Genomic DNA, 16,889 nt, shown 5'->3' on the forward strand with positions numbered 1-16,889 from the left:
TAATTATCTTTTATCCTTGTCAAGGTTTGAACCTTGACAAGGATAATTGATGCAATTTACTAGAAACTAAAAACGTTAATTTCATTCTATTTTTTCAGGAAAACGATGTCTATTTTTGTGTAGATAAAATTTAAAATGAAATCAACTCTCTTATTCGTTCTTATTCTAATTTCCAGCTTTTCTATAGCTCAAAATATTATTGAGCCTGAAAAAATGGAAAATCCTGTTCAGAAAACACACCTCAACAAAATTGTCTTTTTAGATAAAGTTATCCCTCTTGAAAATATACAGGAGACGGATTTCTTAAAAACCATGATATTTCAGGAAGATAAAGATTTTGACATCCGTGTTTTTCTGGATAATTCTTTAGTCAATTATTTACATCAACTTGATTCTTCTTTAACGGTTGATGAATTGCTTAAAAAGGGAAATTATCAATTCAATTTTATTGTCGATGGAAAATTAATTTATACCGAAAACTTAAATTCCGGAGCCGGAACAGCGGAAAGCAAAAAGATAAAAACAAGTTTCGGAATTCCGTTTTTGAGTACAAAAAATGAAGATTCTTGGGGAAGATATTTGTGGATAAGATTCTATCTTGCGAATGGCGGAATTGATGCTTTGGAAACGGGAAATCATTTATTGAAAATTGAAATCAAGCCTTATTTAAAATTATCAACATTAAAAGTTGGGAACGTAATCGCAGAAGGAGAAATCAAATTAATCGTTCCTCAAAAAAATATCTCCAAAGAACAGATTGCCATTCAAAAAATCAAACCAAACAGCGGCTGGAAAGTTTCTGACGAGAAATTTAATCAAGAAAAAATAAGAGCTTTAAACCAAAAAATTGCAGAAAACAGATTCCGTGAAATTACAGGAATTGTTGTGATTAAAAATGAAAAACTGTTGGTGGAAGAATATTTTAATGGGTATAAAAGAGACAGTTTAAATGACACACGTTCCGTAGGAAAATCATTTTCTTCAGCATTAATGGGCATCGCCATAAAAGATGGTTACATTAAAAATGAAAATTTAAGTCTGAAAAATTTTTATGATGTAAAACAATTCAACAATTATTCTTCTAAGAAAGACAGTGTTACCATTAAGAGTTTATTGACGATGAGTTTCCGCTTTTGAGGGCAATGATCAGGATGAAGAATCTCCGGGAAATGAGGAGAACATGTATCCTACAGATAATTGGGTGAAATTTGTTTTAGACTTACCCATGAATGAAAATAAAATCGGTAAAACCTGGAATTATTTTACAGCAGGAGTTGTATTGACAGGTGATATTTTAGACAAATCTGTTCCGAAAGGATTAGAAAATTATGCTCAAAATAAGCTTTTTCAACCGTTGGGAATTACCCATTACAAATGGCAGTTTACGCCTCAACAAAAACCTTCTTTGGCAGGCGGACTGAAAATGAATGCGTTGGATTTCGCAAAATTCGGTCAGCTTTATAAAAATAACGGAATCTGGAACGGAAAAACTATTTTAGATAAAAACTGGGTCAAAAAATCCTTTACAAATTATTTTGCAGACAATAAAGAGTTTGAAGGTTACGGATATCTGTTCTGGAGAAAAGTATATAAAATCGGAAATAAAAGTTTCGAGTCTTACCAATCCAACGGAAATGGCGGAAACAAGATTATCATTTTTACAGAAATCCCTGTCGTGATCGTTATTACAGCCCAAGCCTACAACAAACCTTACGCTCATCTGCAAGCTGATAAAATGGTAGAAGAATATGTATTACCCGCAATTGTTGAGTAATAAATAATTGATAATTAGCAATAAAAATATTGTAAATAAATTTGGAAAGTCAAGGCGAATTTGCTTCACAGCTTATTTGCCTTCTTTGTAAAAAAGAGAAAAAACTATTCGTCTTTCTTAGAATGAATAAGAAAAACATCGATAAGACCTTCAGGAAGCTGCATTTTGATAATTCTTTCTTCTCTGTCTACTTCGATGATCCAGTCTTTGATCATGGGAATCACTACTTCTTTTCCGTCCAGATTGGTAACGAAATATACCTGTGCTGTCTGATCATTCACAGATCGAATCACGCCACAGTCGTTATCATTTTCGTCAAGAATATTGTACCCGATGATCTCGTGATAGTAGAATTGTTTCCCGGAAAGTTTGGGAAGGGAAGTCAATGGTAAGTAGACATCTTTACCTAAAGATTGGTCTACCAAAGCTTCTGAGGAGTTTTTAAAAGCCAGATTCAGAGCGTCTAATTTGCTCCAAGATGACTTTTCAATAAAAAAAGGAACCAATAGTCCGTTGATTTCAACGAATATTGATTCCAGTTTATTGTAAAGCTCGGGTTGATCTGTATCCAATTTAAGGATCACATTTCCCGCAAGGCCATGTCTGCGTGTGATTTTTCCTAGTAAATAGCAATCTTCTTTACGCATACAGGTTTGTTATTAAGCTTCAGTGTTTTCTTCAGTTTCAGCAGCAGGAGCTTCACCTTCAGTAGCTTCAGCAACAACTTCTTCAGCAGGTGCGTTAGCAGCTTCTTCAGCAGCTTTAGCATCAGCTTCTACTTGTGCAGCAGCAGCAACTCTAGCTTCGTTTACTTTAACTTCAGCATCTAAAGCAGCTTTCTTAGCGTCAGCTTGAGCTTTAGTTAAACCTTCCACTTTACCTTGTACTTTTTGTTCTTTAGATTCTACCCAAGCATTGAATCTTTTTTCAGCTTCAGCCTCGTCAAAAGCACCTTTAGCAACACCACCTTGTAAGTGTTTTTTGTAAAGTACACCTTTGTAAGAAAGGATCGCTTTTGCAGTATCAGTTGGCTGAGCACCGTTGTTTAACCACTTCACAGCAGCGTCAACGTTCAAATCAATAGTTGCAGGGTTAGTAATTGGGTTGTAAGTTCCTAGTTTCTCGATGAATCTACCATCTCTTCTAGCTCTAGCATCTGCAACCACGATGTGGAAAAAAGGTCTCCCTTTTGATCCGTGTCTTTGTAATCTGATTTTTACTGACATAATGTTTGAATTTTATGGGAACTCGTCCCAGTTAAATATTTAAGAGTGCAAATATATGCAAAAAATTTAATTTAGCAATTAATAAATATAACAATTTATCCTTCTAATAATGCAACAATGCTTTAAGCATCTTCATTGGTTGATTATAAACTTTTACATTGTTAGATTTAATCAACTTTTCCCATATAGAAAAGCCCAAGACATTTTTGGTTTTCTTCGATCGTTAAAGAATCTTTCAGATGGTCTACAATTTTGGGAGAACTCCAGTAGCAACCTACTTCATTTGCTGTACATGTAAGATACATATTCTGAACAGCCATAGAAACAGCGGCAATTTCCTCCCATTCAGGAACCATTCCGCTGAAATTAACAATGATGGAAACTATTGCATCCGCTTTGTTGATTTTGAATCCGATGTCATTATATTTCTTTTCCAAGAAAACTTCCGGAGCTTGAGTAGATCTATAAATCTCCTGCATTTCCAACGCTAATTTTGCTTTTTCTTCCCCTCTAAATATTTTAAAACGCCAAGGTTTTGTACGTTTGTGATTGGGAGCAAATGTGGCTGAATTTAAAATCTCATCAAGAATTTCCTGAGAAATTTCTGCTTCTGTATAATCTTTTGGAAAGATACTTCTTCTTTGCTCTATGATTTCTTTTAAAACGTCTGCTTTGTTCATAAAACAAAATTACGACATGAAATTCAATATATTTTAATTATTCTAAATTAAATTTAAATCAAAACCTGAACGATATTCTAAGAATCTGTTTAAATTTCACACTACAAATTTTTGCAATCCTGTTTGAAATATGGTTTTATATTTTCTTGAGAGTAATTTTTTGTATCGAAAGATTTAGAATCCTTCATTATTTTTAACGCAAAGATATATTTACATTCCGTATTATTTCAGAAGGCAAAGGCAAATGAAATTTGCTTCGCAAAGCGTGAAAACAGTACTTCATCCAATCAACTTGTTGATTCATCTTTGCTTACTTTTATTAAAGTAATATTGAATTATACTTTGCGTCAAAAAACGAGCAGCACCTTTTAAAATCTTGGAATTAAATGTAAATAAATTATACCTCCGTCAGAACGGCAGAGTCTTTAAATACAATAATTCATAGTTTTTAAATCACTTCAATAATTTTCTGATGAATCTTATTTAAAGTAAATTCATCACCGGGTTTCATTCCCATCATCTTCTTAGCCATAGGGCTTTCGGAGGAAATGGCGTAAAACCGGTCGCCCTCAAAAAAGAATTCTCCCAAAGAAACCGAAATATAAAAACGTGCTTTATTTGTAATGACCAAAGAACCTAACTGTACCCTTTCGGTGGATTTGTTCAGGACTTTTGCCATATTACTTTTTAAATCATTTAATGCTCCGAGCTGTCTCTGCATCTGGTAAATTTCCTCCTGCATTTCTTCTCTCATACTGTCATATTTCGGAGTCTTTTTTATATCACGGCTTGCTTCTAAAGTAAATTCGATAAATTTTTTAAGCTTTTCAATCTTTTCCGCAATCACGTTTTTTACATAATTCCTTATGTTGCTTTTCTCAAATACTGTCTTCTCCATGAATCGAATCTTTATATAAAGATAATATTTTTTTAAATAATTTATATTTTTGACTTTTAAAAAAATAACCATGTTCAAAAACGTATTTTCAACTGACGGCAGAATTAGAAGGACAGAATTTGCATTATCCTATTTAATATATTTTGGTGTCTTATTTTTCACAGTTATTTTGGGAGGTGTAACCAAATTTGCCCTTTTTTACATTCTCGCTGTTATCGCTTGGTTTGCAGGATTAATTTTTCGAGTGATGCAGGGAGCAAAAAGATGTCATGATCTGGGAAATAGCGGCTGGTTTCAGTTTATTCCTTTTTATTTTTTTATCATGGTATTTGCTGACGGAGAACGCGGAACAAACAAATACGGACACAATCCAAAAGGTATCGGAAACTACAATACCATTGATGAAATCGGTAAAAAAGAATTTTAAATAAAAAAGCCTTGCGAGATGATTCACAAGGCTTGTATTTTATTTTTCAACTAACGCTTTCAGGTTATTAAGACCTTCTTCATAAGATTTTCCCATCTGGTAATCCATCATCGGTCGCATTACTTTCATCATAGGATCTTGTTCGGTATCCATACTCCAGGTTACTTTTGTAGCATTTCCTTCAGTAGTCAGAATAATATCGGAAGTAGCTTGTCCTGCAAAAGGTCTCACAAAAGTCATTTCGGTTTTTTGCTTTTCATTTAAAACCAATTCTTTAATTTCCTGACAACCCGCTCCTGCATTATCATTTTTGCTGTCCCAACAATATTTATCTCCTACTTCTCCGGGATTTCCAGAGTAGGTAATTTTCATGGTTTTATCTAATTTCATCCAAGGATTCCATTGGTTGAAAGCTTTCATAGAACTCATTTGCTGCCATACTTTTTCTTTAGGAGCATTAATGACCATCGATTTTTCATAATGATAATTTTTACCGAAAGCCAGCATTGCAATTACGGCATACACCACAATTAACAGGATAATTACGCCGATAATTTTTAAGATTGTTTTCATAGTTTATAAAATATTTAGGGTTAAATTTTCAACATCATTAGTAATAAATCTGTTTCAAAATTAGTCATTCCCACCACATTTCAACTTCGCCTATGACAAGATATTAAAGATATAGCATTTTTGTCACATCTTCCTGTTCAGGCATCATTTTTGAGCATTTTCGCTGTCGATTCATCAGAATCATTAAATTTACATTAATTAAAAATTAGAATATGAATATTTTAACTGAAAAATTTACTACACCATATCATTCCGCGCCATTCAACGATATTAAAAATGAAGATTACCTTCCTGCTTTCAAGGAATTAATTCAAAAATCGGAAGAAGAAATCGACGCTATTGTCAACAATACGGAAGAACCGACTTTCGAAAATGTGATTGAAGCTTTGGCTTATTCGGGTGAACAACTGGATGCGGTTTCCAATATATTTTTCAATTTAAATTCTGCAGAAACAAGCGACGAATTACAGCAAATCGCTCAGGAAGTTTCTCCAATCTTAACAGAATATTCTTCAAAAATCTCTCAAAACGAAGCGCTTTTCAATAAAATTAAAAAAGTGTACGATGAAAAAGAGAAATACAACCTTAATGAAGAACAGCAAATGCTTTTGAATGAAACCTACAAAGGTTTTGTAAGAAGTGGCGCTTTATTAAATGAAGAAGACAAGGAAAAATTAAAGAAAATCAGTATGGATTTGTCTTTAAAATCTCTTCAGTTCGGACAAAATGTATTGGCTTCCACCAATAATTATTTCAAACATATCACCAATAAAGAAGATTTGGTAGGAATTCCTGATGCTATTCTGGAACAATATGCCGAAGAAGCAAAAGAAAGAAATCTGGAAGGCTGGGTTTTAACTTTGCAGTATCCAAGCTATATTCCGTTGATGACGTATGCTGAAAACCGTGAATTAAGAAAAGAAATTGCATTGGCAAACGGTAAAAAATCTTTCGACGGCGGTGAATTTGACAATCAAAATTTAATAAAAGAACTTCTTACTTTAAAACAGCAAAAATCGGAATTATTGGGCTATAAAGATTATGCAGATTATGTTTTGGAGGAAAGAATGGCAAAATCTCCGACGAAAGTTATCGACTTTTTAAATGAATTGTTGACCAAAGCAAAACCTTACGCCGAAAAAGAAATCGAAGAGTTAAAATCTTTAGCAAAAGCTGATGGAATTGATGAAATACAAGGTTACGACCACACTTTTTATGCCGAAAAACTTCGTAAAGCAAAATATGACTTAAATGATGAGGAATTAAAGCCATACTTCCCATTAAATCAGGTTCAGGATGCTGTTTTTGGTTTAGCAAAACAACTTTTCGGATTGACTTTTGAAGAAAGAAATGACATCCCGAAATATCATGAAGATGTGAAAGTGTATGAAGTTTTTGAGGCGGGAAGCGAGATTCTTCGACAAGCTCAGAATGACAGTCAGAAACCAACAACAAGCGACCAACAACCAACAACCAACTACAAATCTCTTCTATACGTTGATTATTTTCCGAGAAAAGGCAAAAGAGCCGGAGCTTGGATGACGAGTTATAAAAATCAGTACAAAAAAGACGGCGAAAATTCTCGTCCGCATATTTCTATTGTTTGTAATTTCAGCAAACCGACGAAAGATACACCGAGTTTATTGACATTTCAGGAGGTGACGACTTTGTTCCACGAATTTGGTCATGCCCTTCATGGAATGTTGGCCAATACGCAATATCCTACTCTTTCGGGAACTTCCGTGAAATGGGATTTTGTAGAATTACCTTCTCAATTCTTGGAAAATTTCTGTTATGAACCGGAATTCTTAAAAACTTTCGCGAAACATTATAAAACAGGTGAAATTCTTCCGGACGAAAAAATCGAGAAAATTGCTCAGTCGAAAAACTTTATGGAAGGGTATCAAACGATGAGACAGCTTGGTTTCGGATTGTTGGACATGAATTATCACACGAAAGTTGCAGAGTTGGAAAATAAGACCGTGAAAGAATTTGAGGATGATTACACGAAAGCTACGCAATTGTACCCTCCAAATCCTGAAACAGCGATGAGTCCGAGCTTTTCACACATTTTCCAGGGTGGATATTCTGCGGGATATTATTCTTACAAATGGGCGGAAGTTTCTGGATGCCGATGCCTTCCAATATTTTAAAGAAAATGGAATTTTCAATCCTGAAATTGCCGCAAAATATAAAGTTCTTCTTTCTTCAGGAGGCACAAAAGATCCGATGGAATTGTATAAGAATTTCAGAGGAAGTGAGCCGAAAGTGGAGAGTTTGTTGAAGAGAGCGTTTGGGTAGGAAAATAAAAATTAATTTTATGTATGAAGACTTAGTAACACTAATTAACTCTACCAAAGAAAGCTACAAGATTAGCTGGAGTAATTATGAAAAAAATTCTAAAAACAAAATTAAAGCTAAAAAATATCTTTCAGAATGCAAAGAAGCTATCTCTAATTTTTATTTTTTAGTAGATTTTAACAATTGGGACGAAGTGATTTTCAAGGAGAACTCTAATCCATTTTATTATGAAGACAATGAGTCTCTTTCAAAATTTACAGAATGGTTAGATTTCTACTTACAAAACATAAAAATGTAACAATATTGAATGTTTAAAATTAGATAATTTATCTAATTTTAATTTCAAAAGATATTAAAATATAGACCACTAAACATTAATAACCTTAAAACAAAATTATTATGAGCAGACAATTAGATGACCTTTTTGAACAGCAAAGTGATGAACACATTGCTAAATTATTAGGAATAACACTAGAAGAATTTCAAAGTCTGGAACATTCTGGAGTACTTGATAATTCAAGTGATGATGGTCAAATTTATGAATACTATATTGAATTCGATAGTCAAAACCCAAAAGAAATTTTAAACAAAATTACAGGAATAAATTCTTCAAACACTGTATATTTTAGCATAAATGATTTTGACGAACATGATGACTTGAATTAAAAAATATTCCAAAATCCTTTAATTTCTTTAAAGGATTTTTTTGCTAAATTCTTTTATATTTGAGAAAATTAATTTCAAAATAAAAACACAATAAATATGTTCAATTTTTTCAATAAAAATAAAACCAAAGTACATATTAATTCTATTTCTGTTCCCAATTTCGGATGGAACAAAGTAGAAGAAAATGAGTCTAGAATTGTTTGGGTAAATCCTGAACAAAGTGTATTGATATCTTTAAACTTTTTTGACTTACAACCTGATCTACCAACAATAAAGGATCTTGCTTTTCTGAGAAATTTTTATCGAAAAAATGTTATTTCCGCAAAAGGTGGCATTGTTGAAGTTTCCTTTTTAAACGTACATAACACGCCAAGTGTAAAAACCATTTTAAAAATTCCTCAACCCGAAAGTGGTATGACTTATATTGCTTCCGTCACGATTCCTTTTGAAAACTGCAGTTTTGTGGTTAAAATTCAGGCTGCAGAAGTGGATATAACCGGAGTCAGAGATTCTTTTATATTAAATAAACTTTTGAATACTGGAGAAATAACTTTTGATGATAACGGTCTTCAAAACTGGTTCGAAGATCCTTACGATCCTACTATAAAAGAAGGAACTCCGATGAATAAATCTGAGCAAGAACAATACGACGCAGAATTTCCTCAACATCCACTGTCAATTGCACGAGCTTTAATAAAACAGGCTATTCAGCAAATCGTTTTTAAACCGGAAATCAACGAACTTTCTGCTTTCAAACAATCTTAAAACTATGAAATTCAAGATCATTCTTTTATTAATTTTCATTGTAAATCAAACTTTTGCACAAAAGAAAGAATTTCGGGATACGGAAGTTGATACGCTTACGTTTTTGAACAATAGAAAAATAGTAAACAGTTTAAATACCGATACATTTCAAAAGAAAACATTTGTAGATAATGAGATTAACATTCCGTACAGATTTTTAACGCCTAAAAATAACAGCAAAATCAAAAAATTTCCGTTGGTTATTACATTTCACAATTCTACAAGGATCGGAAATGATAATGAAAATCAACTTGAACCATTCGCTAAAATTTGGTTACGGGATGAGATTTATGAAAAATTTCCGTGTTATGTTGTAGCTCCACAGTTTAATAAGCGCTCTACCAATTATGAGATCAATAAAGAAGGCATCCAAGTTTCAAAGCCTTCTAACGAGGTTTCTGCTTTATTAAAATTGATTCAAGATCTTAAAAAAGAATATCCCAATATTGATAAAAACAGGATTTATCTGATTGGTTATTCGATGGGAGGTTCAACTGCTCAAAATCTTATGAATCTGCAACCCGATACATTTGCAGCGGTTGTTTCTGTAGCTGCCGTTCCGGATTTGTCGAATCTTAATAAAATGAAAGAAAAAAACATCTGGCTCATTCACGGTAAAAATGATGATGAAAACCCATACATCGGCAGCGTTGAGTTATATAATAAACTTTCTTCCGACAAAAATTTGATTTTTACGACTTTCACTCATCTTAATCACAACAATATTGTGATTCCGTTTCTGATAACAGATGAAATTCCGAAATGGTTATTTGAAAAACGTAAATAAAAGAAAAATAAAATTCCGTGAAAATAAAATGATTGAATACATCTTAGAGTCTGTTTAAATTTAATTCAAACATTTCAAAAAGCAGTACTAATTTTTAACGCAAAGATTTAATTCAATAGTACTTATTGTGAAGTGAGCAAAGATGAATCAACAAGTTGATTTGATGAAGTGCTGTTTTCCCGTTTTGTGAAGCAAATTTTATTTGCCTTTGCTTTCTAAAATAATGCGGAATGTAAATATAATCCTTGCCTTAAAAATATTAGTGTATTCCATTTGAAAGAAGCTTAGGTCTTTTGATACAAAACTTTTATTCTCAAGAATAATATAAAAAACTATATTTCAAACAGGGTTACAAAAATTTGTAATATAAAATTTAAACAGGCTCTTAACAATTAAAAAAACAACATTTAAAAACCCATTAAAGCAGCGAAAAAAAATTTACACATACACAAAAGCTAAAGCATTTCCATAGCTCTATAATTCTTCTATTCTCAAACCGACATTCCTGATTTATTTTTAAATTCGTAAATTGCAAAACAACATCATCAGAAATGATGAACATAGAACAGTTGTGACGAACAAAAAAGTAGTCATAACATTCGGTTTTACAGTATGAAAGCTGAACTGCAAAATTGAACCTTAATCTTCTATTTCTCAGCAATACCTATACATTATACTCATGTTTCTGAAAGCGTAATAAACTTGTACAAGAGATGTACAGTCTATACAGAAATTAGCAATTCTAAATGTAAAGCAAATTATAAAAAGTTAGAATAAAATGATGAACGATAAAAAAGTAATTAACATTGGAATTGGATTTGTGACAGGTCGACTGCTTTTTCAAAATGTATTAAAAACCTACATAAACAATTGGTTGGAACATGGTTTAATCAAAAATAAAAATATAAAAATTCATGTTTTTATTTCTTACGATTTGCTTTATAAGAATACCAATATCAGCGACTACAAAAAAATACCAAAAGAATTGGGAGATTTGGTCGATTCTATACATTTTTACGGAGTCAATGAAATAAACGACGAAATTGAGCTTTTAACTAAAAAAGATAATTCAATAAGTGCTGAGGACTGTCACCTGCTTTTTGGCGAAGGATATGCAAAAAAAAGAAATATTGTAACTTATTTTGCCATAAAACTTAAAATGGATAAACTACTGTTTATCGACGACGACGAATATCCTTTGGCTGCATACAAAAACAAAAAAGAAAAATTGGTATGGATGGGACAAAGTATTTTAAGTACACATTTGCATTTTAATGACGATTCCGATATTACTCACGGATTACATTGCGGCTATATTTCGCCTATTCCCCACCTAGAATTTGACGATGCTCTTACCGAAAATGATTTTAAATTATTCATTGATGCTTTGAGTAACGATATTATCAATTGGGATAAAATAAAACAAACGATCATTAAACAAAAAGGCGTGACCTATGCCGATGAAAATATATTAAACAACTCTATCGCATATGAAATTGAAGAATCGAATGGAATGAAATTCATCTCGGGAGCTAACCTTTGTTTCAATTTAAAAAATTACAAAAAGTTTCCGCCATTCTACAATCCGCCTGGCGCAAGAGGTGAAGACACTTTTATGAGCTCAGCCTTATCAGAATTAAAAGTGACAAAAGTGCCTTGCTACGCATTTCACGATGGTTTTTCGATGTATAACAATCTATTGAACGGTGTTTTGCCCAGCGAAACTGTTGCCTATAGAAAATACAAGTCATGAAATACTGATGCGTTTTGTGAACGCTGCAATAGGCTGGGTGAGATACAAGCCATTATTGGTTTATATCATTGATAGAGAAAATTTTGAAATTACAATGCAAGAAATGGAAGAAAATTTAATATTTACCATTCCAAAACTTTGTGCTCATTTTAAGACTGATGAATTTCATAAAATATTGATCGAATTTAAAAAATACAGTAAAAATGCCGCAAAACATTTCAATGATTTTGAAAAAACTAAAAATGCCTGGACGAGAGTACTTGAAAATGCAATAGAACGAAAAGCAGTGCTACAATTGTAAGTATTTATCTAAAAAGAATGAAAGATCTGCTCTGTAATCAATCCCTGAAGCGTCAAATTTCCCGCTGCCATTTCTTGTACAATCTTCCAGACTCGATTCCTTTTTCTATGGAAGTTTCCTTTGAGAATCGATCATCATGGCAGAAGCATCAATATCAAAATCATAATCCTTTCCTTTATTGGGATCCCAACCCAAACCGATCGTCATTTTTGTGATTCCGTTTCTGATAACAGATGAAATTCCGAAATGGTTATTTGAAAAACGCAAATAAAAGAAAAATAAATAGTTGCAATTCCGTAATTTTACACCATGAATAACATCACCCAAAGATTAGAAAACGTAAAAAAACTTCAGGCAAAAAGATGGGAAAATGAAGATCATTGGGATACTTTAAATGATCTTTTAATTAAAGAATTGGATGAAATTTTGCTCATCGAGCCTCAAAATACGGCTGCTTTAATCAATATTGGAGCGATCTATTCTGATATGGGCGAAAATGAAACGGCAATACATTATTTAAAGACGGCATTAGATTTGGGTTCGGAAGATAAAAACCTGTTTGTAAACTTGGCAATCGTAATGGTTTATATGGAAATGCATCAGGAAGAATATCACGAATATCTTGAAGAAGCCGAAGATAAAACCGAAGATCCGTTGACTTTTAAAGCTTATTTTGATCCTCAATCTCACTAAATAGTTATCAACAATATAAATACTCATAAAAATTAAGACCCTGTTTAAATTTTATTCAATAATTTTTTTATGACCTTTTTCTTAATTTTCTAAAGTAAAATAAACTTTGTTTATTCTTGTTTTTAACATTAAGATTTTCAGTTAATTAAGCTGAATGTAATTAAGAAATCAATAGATTGCTTTTTATTAAGTTTTTTAAGATAAGTTGTCTTAATTTCTTAATGTTAAAAATAGATTTAAAATTTAAACAGCCTCTAACCCCTTTGACAATTTCAGAGGGTTTGTTTTACAATTTTTTCATTAATTTTAAATCCATAGAATCCCAGACATGGACGTGCAAAATCTCCTCTCCCACTTCACCGAAGTCCCCATCCAGAAGGGAGATTTTCTGGTGCGTGAAGGACAGGTTTGTAAGCATATTTATTTCGTTAAAAAAGGAATGGTAAAAATCTGTTCCTGCAACGAAGACCGGGAATTTATTTTGCGCTTTTTTCCGGAAGAACATTTTGTTACCGCTTTGGAAAGTTTTAATGATCAGACGCCGTCGCATTTTCAGATCAAAGCACTCGAAGACGGCATCATTTTGAAATTACACCGCGATAAAATGGAGAAACTCTGCAAAGATCATCACGAAATAGAAACTTTTTTCAGAAAATGGCTTTTACAGATCGCTGCGTATATGGTTTCGCGCCTCAGTACAATTCTTAAAGATGATGCAGGTACGCGTTATAAGATGTTTCTTGAGACCAATGCAGATCTAATGCAGAGAATCAGTCTGGGAGATCTTGCCAATTATCTCGGCATCACACAGGCAAGTCTCAGTAAGATAAGAGCAAAAAAATAACGCCACTTTTATTTTTTGTCATTTGCAAAAAACCCGTTCAAAAATTATTCTCAATTTTGCCGGATAAAACTCATCATCGTCAACACATTTAAATTGATGCTTCAGGATAAATCTTGCCATAAAACACTATTTCAAAAGCTTATTGAATTCATATTTTACGGAAATTACTTTTACGGAATCTGCGTCGTAAGCTTGATGATAGAAACCTCTTTCCAGATGCATATTTTGTATAAAGGCGTATTTATTTATTGTATGGCGTTTATTGTGACCGTCCTTTTTTACAATTATCCTTACGCCAGAAACTACGTTCCAAACAGTAAAAATCCCCGCACGCAATGGTATGTCCGCAATCATGGATTGGTTTTAAAAACTCAGATCAGCCTTACTATATTCGTTCTAATTTTATTGATTTTCGGAATGATTTATTATCATGAAGAAATAAAAATGATCCGTTTTTTTCAATGGTTTCTGTTCTTAATTTTTCCGGTTTTCGGGGCAATGTATTACGGAACGAATGTGATTTCTAAAAAATATAACCTTCGTAAAATCGGCTGGCTGAAACCATTTATCATAGGTTTTGTCTGGGCCGGAATTGCCACTATTTATCCTGTGATTTTTAATGATATTCTTCAATTCCACAAGAGTGAACTTTCCCTTTTCGGAACATTGTTGTTCTTTAAAAATGTCATGTTTATTTCTTTGCTTGCGATTATGTTTGATGTTAAAGATTTCGCCAGTGACCGTCATGCAAATCTGAGTACATTAGTCGTGAAAATCGGATTATTTAAAACTATTTTTTATGTTCTGTTGCCGTTAACGGTTTTAGGAATTCTCACCTTTCTTACATATGCCATCACTCACAATTTCAGCATCTTAAAAATAATATTGGTTTTAATTCCCTTTTTATTATTAATTCTTTCTGCAATTTCCCTGAAGAAAAGAAGAACGCTGCTTTATTATCTTATTGTCATCGATGGATTGATGGTGATAAAAGCTGTGTTTGGAGTTTTTGCGGCTTTGGTTTGAGGTAAATTTGTAAATTGCATATTTAATAATCAATCAAAAACTAAAACATGTTATTAGCCATTCTATTGCCATTTTTATCCTTCATCGTTCGCGGGAAAATCTTAACGGGAATTCTTTGTTTTATTTTACAGATCACTTTAATCGGCTGGATTCCTGCAGCAATTTGGGCAGCCATGTCTCTAAATAATGAAAGAGCGGAAAAAAGAAATAAAAAATTAATTCGTGCAGTTCGGGAAAATCAAAGATAATATCCTCATAATAGAAACATTAAATCCTTTAAGTTTTTAAAGGATTTTTAATAAATAAATTATGGCAAAATTTCATTCATTATTTCTAATTATCATTTCAGTCTTACTAATAAATTCCTGCACTGGAGACGATTATACAAGGATTGAAATAGAAACGCCAACCGAAAATCAGATTTTCAGTAATGGAAGCAGTATTCACATAAAAGCCACTATTTATGATGATGGAGATTCTATTATGAGCGAACAATTAATTGTCACGTCAATGGAAGATAATTCTATTGTAAAAGAAATTAATGATAATAAATTTTGCTTTACCTATTACATTGATGAAAGTTTCGTTGCCGCTCCCAATACAAAATACAAGATCGAAATTAAAGCATATGGCGGACATCAAAACTTAACTTCTAAAGTAATTTTCGTTCAATCAAATTAAATAATTCCAAAATTTTAAGCATAATATTTTGTCATGAAATTCAAACTTTTTACATTTGCATAACTAGTTATATAATTAATTACTAAAAAGATGAATGTTTTTGATAAAACCGGGAAAATGGCTCTTGGAAGCCGAATGAGAATATTAACATCGAAGATGACGGATGATGCAGCCAAGATTTATGAGATGTATAATGTAGAAGGATTTGTGCCGAAATGGTTTCCTGTCTACTTTTTACTTTCCGAGGAAGGTGAAAAAACAATTACTGAAATTGCTGAAGATATCGGTCATTCGCAACCTTCCGCTACAAAAATTGTAAAGGAAATGACAAAAGCGGGTTTAATTGACGACAGCATCGAATCAAAAGACAAGCGTAGAAACGTTGTCGCTCTGTCTGAAAAAGGAAAAGAACTTTCAAAAAAAATAAAAATTCAATGTCAGGATATTGATAACGCTGTTGAACTGATGCTGAATGAAGCCTCTCACAATCTTTGGGAAGCCATCAAAGAATGGGAACATATTCTGGAGAAAAAATCTTTGTTTAAAAGAGTTCAGGATCAAAAGAAAGCCCGTGAAAGCAAAGATGTGGAAATTGTAGAATATGAAGAAAAATATCAACACGCTTTTAAATCTTTAAATGAAGAATGGATTTCCAACTATTTTGAAATGGAAGAAGCCGATTACAAAGCGTTAGACAATCCGAAAGAATACATTCTCGACAAAGGCGGAAAAATTCTTATTGCTCTTTACAATAACGAACCGGTCGGAGTTTGTGCTTTAATCAAAATGAATGATTCTCACTACGATTATGAAATGGCAAAAATGGCTGTTTCACCAAAAGCGCAGGGGAAAAATATCGGCTGGCTTCTCGGTAAAGCAATCGCAGAAGAAGCAAAAAAACTGGGCGCTTCACATTTATATCTGGAAAGCAATACAGTTCTAAAACCTGCAATTAATCTTTATTATAAATTAGGTTTTGAAAAAGTTGTCGGTCATGCGACGCCTTACAAACGCTGTAATATTCAGATGGAATTGAAATTAAACAATTAAAAAATGTTAGATTTTTATACAATTAAAAAAGATCAGCCGACGCCAAACTATCCTGAGAAAGCAAAACTTATCTTGATTGGACAACTCGATGACGAAACTTTCTATAATTTACAAAAGAAAGGAATTATCGACAAGAGCTTTGATTATTATTCAGATTTCAGGTGGAATAAAGAAATAACAGATCAAATCAAAAAGAATATTTCAATTAAAAGTTTACAGTTTGATGATGATATTAAAAAATTACTACAAATCATCTCAATCGCAGAAAAAAATCAACAAGACATTATTGCTTACGGAGACTAATATTTTTAAAAAGAATTTAATTTTAATAATAATATTAGAGTTGATTTATAATTGAGAATAATGCAAAATTTTTCGCTATCTTAGTTGAGGAAATACCCAAAA

Annotated in this window: 21 protein-coding genes and 2 pseudogenes; 17 read left to right on the top strand and 6 right to left on the bottom strand. The window is 32.4% G+C overall.

The window, feature by feature from the left end; translation table 11 throughout:
• Positions 1-135 precede the first annotated feature (135 nt).
• Positions 136-1,137, top strand: coding sequence for a serine hydrolase domain-containing protein (locus tag J3D55_RS19400; RefSeq protein WP_259133545.1), 1,002 nt, complete (start codon positions 136-138; stop codon positions 1,135-1,137).
• A gap of 43 nt (positions 1,138-1,180) precedes the next feature.
• Positions 1,181-1,774, top strand: a complete 594-nt coding sequence (locus J3D55_RS19405) for a serine hydrolase domain-containing protein (protein ID WP_259133547.1) — start codon at positions 1,181-1,183, stop codon at positions 1,772-1,774.
• Positions 1,775-1,878: 104 nt separating this feature from the next.
• Here J3D55_RS19405 and rimM read toward each other — a convergent pair whose 3' ends face one another.
• The 4 genes from rimM to J3D55_RS19425 all read right to left on the bottom strand — a co-directional run bounded on the left by rimM (position 1,879) and on the right by J3D55_RS19425 (position 4,578).
• A complete protein-coding gene (gene rimM, locus J3D55_RS19410) occupies positions 1,879-2,421 on the bottom strand; it encodes a ribosome maturation factor RimM (protein WP_259133549.1) in 543 nt (180 codons plus the stop codon).
• Positions 2,422-2,433: 12 nt separating this feature from the next.
• Complete coding sequence (locus J3D55_RS19415; protein WP_259133551.1) at positions 2,434-3,000, bottom strand: 30S ribosomal protein S16; 567 nt, start codon at positions 2,998-3,000, stop codon at positions 2,434-2,436.
• Between the two features lie 167 nt (positions 3,001-3,167).
• Complete coding sequence (locus J3D55_RS19420; RefSeq protein ID WP_259133553.1) at positions 3,168-3,680, bottom strand: nitroreductase family protein; 513 nt, start codon at positions 3,678-3,680, stop codon at positions 3,168-3,170.
• A gap of 448 nt (positions 3,681-4,128) precedes the next feature.
• Entirely contained in the window at positions 4,129-4,578 is a 450-nt protein-coding gene (locus J3D55_RS19425) for a GreA/GreB family elongation factor (RefSeq protein ID WP_259133554.1), read from the bottom strand.
• A 70-nt stretch (positions 4,579-4,648) separates the two neighbouring features.
• Between J3D55_RS19425 and J3D55_RS19430 the strand changes: the two genes are divergently transcribed.
• Positions 4,649-5,005 carry a DUF805 domain-containing protein gene (locus J3D55_RS19430; protein WP_259133556.1) on the top strand — a complete coding sequence of 119 codons (357 nt, stop codon included), beginning with the start codon at positions 4,649-4,651 and terminating at the stop codon, positions 5,003-5,005.
• Positions 5,006-5,044: 39 nt separating this feature from the next.
• On the opposite strand, the gene J3D55_RS19435 is transcribed toward J3D55_RS19430, so the two are convergent.
• Positions 5,045-5,578 (bottom strand): SRPBCC family protein, encoded by a 534-nt coding sequence (locus tag J3D55_RS19435; RefSeq protein ID WP_259133558.1) that lies wholly within the window; start codon positions 5,576-5,578, stop codon positions 5,045-5,047.
• A 212-nt stretch (positions 5,579-5,790) separates the two neighbouring features.
• Here J3D55_RS19435 and J3D55_RS19440 point away from each other — a divergent pair.
• The 7 genes and pseudogenes from J3D55_RS19440 to J3D55_RS19470 all read left to right on the top strand — a co-directional run bounded on the left by J3D55_RS19440 (position 5,791) and on the right by J3D55_RS19470 (position 12,190).
• Positions 5,791-7,879, top strand: a pseudogene (locus J3D55_RS19440) (M3 family metallopeptidase).
• A 19-nt stretch (positions 7,880-7,898) separates the two neighbouring features.
• Positions 7,899-8,177, top strand: a complete 279-nt coding sequence (locus J3D55_RS19445) for a hypothetical protein (RefSeq protein ID WP_259133561.1) — start codon at positions 7,899-7,901, stop codon at positions 8,175-8,177.
• Positions 8,178-8,278: 101 nt separating this feature from the next.
• The gene (locus J3D55_RS19450) at positions 8,279-8,545 is read left to right on the top strand and encodes a hypothetical protein (protein ID WP_259133563.1); all 267 of its coding nucleotides are present in this window, start codon (positions 8,279-8,281) and stop codon (positions 8,543-8,545) included.
• Positions 8,546-8,641: 96 nt separating this feature from the next.
• The gene (locus J3D55_RS19455) at positions 8,642-9,310 is read left to right on the top strand and encodes a hypothetical protein (protein ID WP_259133565.1); all 669 of its coding nucleotides are present in this window, start codon (positions 8,642-8,644) and stop codon (positions 9,308-9,310) included.
• A gap of 4 nt (positions 9,311-9,314) precedes the next feature.
• On the top strand, positions 9,315-10,136 hold the full coding sequence (locus tag J3D55_RS19460) for a carboxylesterase family protein (RefSeq protein WP_259133567.1): 822 nt from the start codon (positions 9,315-9,317) through the stop codon (positions 10,134-10,136).
• A gap of 778 nt (positions 10,137-10,914) precedes the next feature.
• Entirely contained in the window at positions 10,915-11,889 is a 975-nt protein-coding gene (locus tag J3D55_RS19465; protein ID WP_259133569.1) for a hypothetical protein, read from the top strand.
• 7 nt (positions 11,890-11,896) lie between these two features.
• Positions 11,897-12,190 carry a hypothetical protein gene (locus J3D55_RS19470; protein WP_259133571.1) on the top strand — a complete coding sequence of 98 codons (294 nt, stop codon included), beginning with the start codon at positions 11,897-11,899 and terminating at the stop codon, positions 12,188-12,190.
• A gap of 111 nt (positions 12,191-12,301) precedes the next feature.
• Here J3D55_RS19470 and J3D55_RS19475 read toward each other — a convergent pair.
• Positions 12,302-12,430 (bottom strand): annotated as a pseudogene (locus J3D55_RS19475) (TerD family protein); the annotation flags it as partial.
• Positions 12,431-12,499: 69 nt separating this feature from the next.
• On the opposite strand from J3D55_RS19475, the gene J3D55_RS19480 reads away from it, so the two are divergent.
• The 7 genes from J3D55_RS19480 (at position 12,500) to J3D55_RS19510 (ending at position 16,787) form a co-directional block, all read left to right on the top strand.
• Positions 12,500-12,883, top strand: a complete 384-nt coding sequence (locus J3D55_RS19480; RefSeq protein ID WP_259133575.1) for a tetratricopeptide repeat protein — start codon at positions 12,500-12,502, stop codon at positions 12,881-12,883.
• A 328-nt stretch (positions 12,884-13,211) separates the two neighbouring features.
• Positions 13,212-13,727 (top strand): Crp/Fnr family transcriptional regulator, encoded by a 516-nt coding sequence (locus tag J3D55_RS19485; RefSeq protein ID WP_259133577.1) that lies wholly within the window; start codon positions 13,212-13,214, stop codon positions 13,725-13,727.
• A gap of 96 nt (positions 13,728-13,823) precedes the next feature.
• Positions 13,824-14,753 (top strand): UbiA prenyltransferase family protein, encoded by a 930-nt coding sequence (locus J3D55_RS19490; RefSeq protein ID WP_259133579.1) that lies wholly within the window; start codon positions 13,824-13,826, stop codon positions 14,751-14,753.
• A gap of 47 nt (positions 14,754-14,800) precedes the next feature.
• Positions 14,801-15,001: a YqaE/Pmp3 family membrane protein gene (locus J3D55_RS19495; protein WP_259133582.1), complete on the top strand. Its 201-nt coding sequence runs from the start codon at positions 14,801-14,803 to the stop codon at positions 14,999-15,001.
• 61 nt (positions 15,002-15,062) lie between these two features.
• A complete protein-coding gene (locus J3D55_RS19500; protein ID WP_259133584.1) occupies positions 15,063-15,434 on the top strand; it encodes a hypothetical protein in 372 nt (123 codons plus the stop codon).
• 90 nt (positions 15,435-15,524) lie between these two features.
• Complete coding sequence (locus J3D55_RS19505) at positions 15,525-16,484, top strand: bifunctional helix-turn-helix transcriptional regulator/GNAT family N-acetyltransferase (RefSeq protein ID WP_259133585.1); 960 nt, start codon at positions 15,525-15,527, stop codon at positions 16,482-16,484.
• Between the two features lie 3 nt (positions 16,485-16,487).
• Complete coding sequence (locus J3D55_RS19510) at positions 16,488-16,787, top strand: hypothetical protein (protein WP_259133586.1); 300 nt, start codon at positions 16,488-16,490, stop codon at positions 16,785-16,787.
• The last annotated feature ends 102 nt before the right edge of the window (positions 16,788-16,889 follow it).

Source organism: Chryseobacterium ginsenosidimutans (assembly GCF_024807225.1).
In the GTDB taxonomy this organism is placed as follows: domain Bacteria; phylum Bacteroidota; class Bacteroidia; order Flavobacteriales; family Weeksellaceae; genus Chryseobacterium; species Chryseobacterium ginsenosidimutans.

Coding starts and splice junctions, on each gene's coding strand:
- J3D55_RS19400 (WP_259133545.1), top strand. CDS start 136: ATGAAATCAACTCTCTTATTCGTTCTTATTCTAATTTCCAGCTTTTCT.
- J3D55_RS19405 (WP_259133547.1), top strand. CDS start 1,181: ATGTATCCTACAGATAATTGGGTGAAATTTGTTTTAGACTTACCCATG.
- rimM (WP_259133549.1), bottom strand. CDS start 2,421: ATGCGTAAAGAAGATTGCTATTTACTAGGAAAAATCACACGCAGACAT.
- J3D55_RS19415 (WP_259133551.1), bottom strand. CDS start 3,000: ATGTCAGTAAAAATCAGATTACAAAGACACGGATCAAAAGGGAGACCT.
- J3D55_RS19420 (WP_259133553.1), bottom strand. CDS start 3,680: ATGAACAAAGCAGACGTTTTAAAAGAAATCATAGAGCAAAGAAGAAGT.
- J3D55_RS19425 (WP_259133554.1), bottom strand. CDS start 4,578: ATGGAGAAGACAGTATTTGAGAAAAGCAACATAAGGAATTATGTAAAA.
- J3D55_RS19430 (WP_259133556.1), top strand. CDS start 4,649: ATGTTCAAAAACGTATTTTCAACTGACGGCAGAATTAGAAGGACAGAA.
- J3D55_RS19435 (WP_259133558.1), bottom strand. CDS start 5,578: ATGAAAACAATCTTAAAAATTATCGGCGTAATTATCCTGTTAATTGTG.
- J3D55_RS19445 (WP_259133561.1), top strand. CDS start 7,899: ATGTATGAAGACTTAGTAACACTAATTAACTCTACCAAAGAAAGCTAC.
- J3D55_RS19450 (WP_259133563.1), top strand. CDS start 8,279: ATGAGCAGACAATTAGATGACCTTTTTGAACAGCAAAGTGATGAACAC.
- J3D55_RS19455 (WP_259133565.1), top strand. CDS start 8,642: ATGTTCAATTTTTTCAATAAAAATAAAACCAAAGTACATATTAATTCT.
- J3D55_RS19460 (WP_259133567.1), top strand. CDS start 9,315: ATGAAATTCAAGATCATTCTTTTATTAATTTTCATTGTAAATCAAACT.
- J3D55_RS19465 (WP_259133569.1), top strand. CDS start 10,915: ATGATGAACGATAAAAAAGTAATTAACATTGGAATTGGATTTGTGACA.
- J3D55_RS19470 (WP_259133571.1), top strand. CDS start 11,897: ATGCGTTTTGTGAACGCTGCAATAGGCTGGGTGAGATACAAGCCATTA.
- J3D55_RS19480 (WP_259133575.1), top strand. CDS start 12,500: ATGAATAACATCACCCAAAGATTAGAAAACGTAAAAAAACTTCAGGCA.
- J3D55_RS19485 (WP_259133577.1), top strand. CDS start 13,212: ATGGACGTGCAAAATCTCCTCTCCCACTTCACCGAAGTCCCCATCCAG.
- J3D55_RS19490 (WP_259133579.1), top strand. CDS start 13,824: ATGCTTCAGGATAAATCTTGCCATAAAACACTATTTCAAAAGCTTATT.
- J3D55_RS19495 (WP_259133582.1), top strand. CDS start 14,801: ATGTTATTAGCCATTCTATTGCCATTTTTATCCTTCATCGTTCGCGGG.
- J3D55_RS19500 (WP_259133584.1), top strand. CDS start 15,063: ATGGCAAAATTTCATTCATTATTTCTAATTATCATTTCAGTCTTACTA.
- J3D55_RS19505 (WP_259133585.1), top strand. CDS start 15,525: ATGAATGTTTTTGATAAAACCGGGAAAATGGCTCTTGGAAGCCGAATG.
- J3D55_RS19510 (WP_259133586.1), top strand. CDS start 16,488: ATGTTAGATTTTTATACAATTAAAAAAGATCAGCCGACGCCAAACTAT.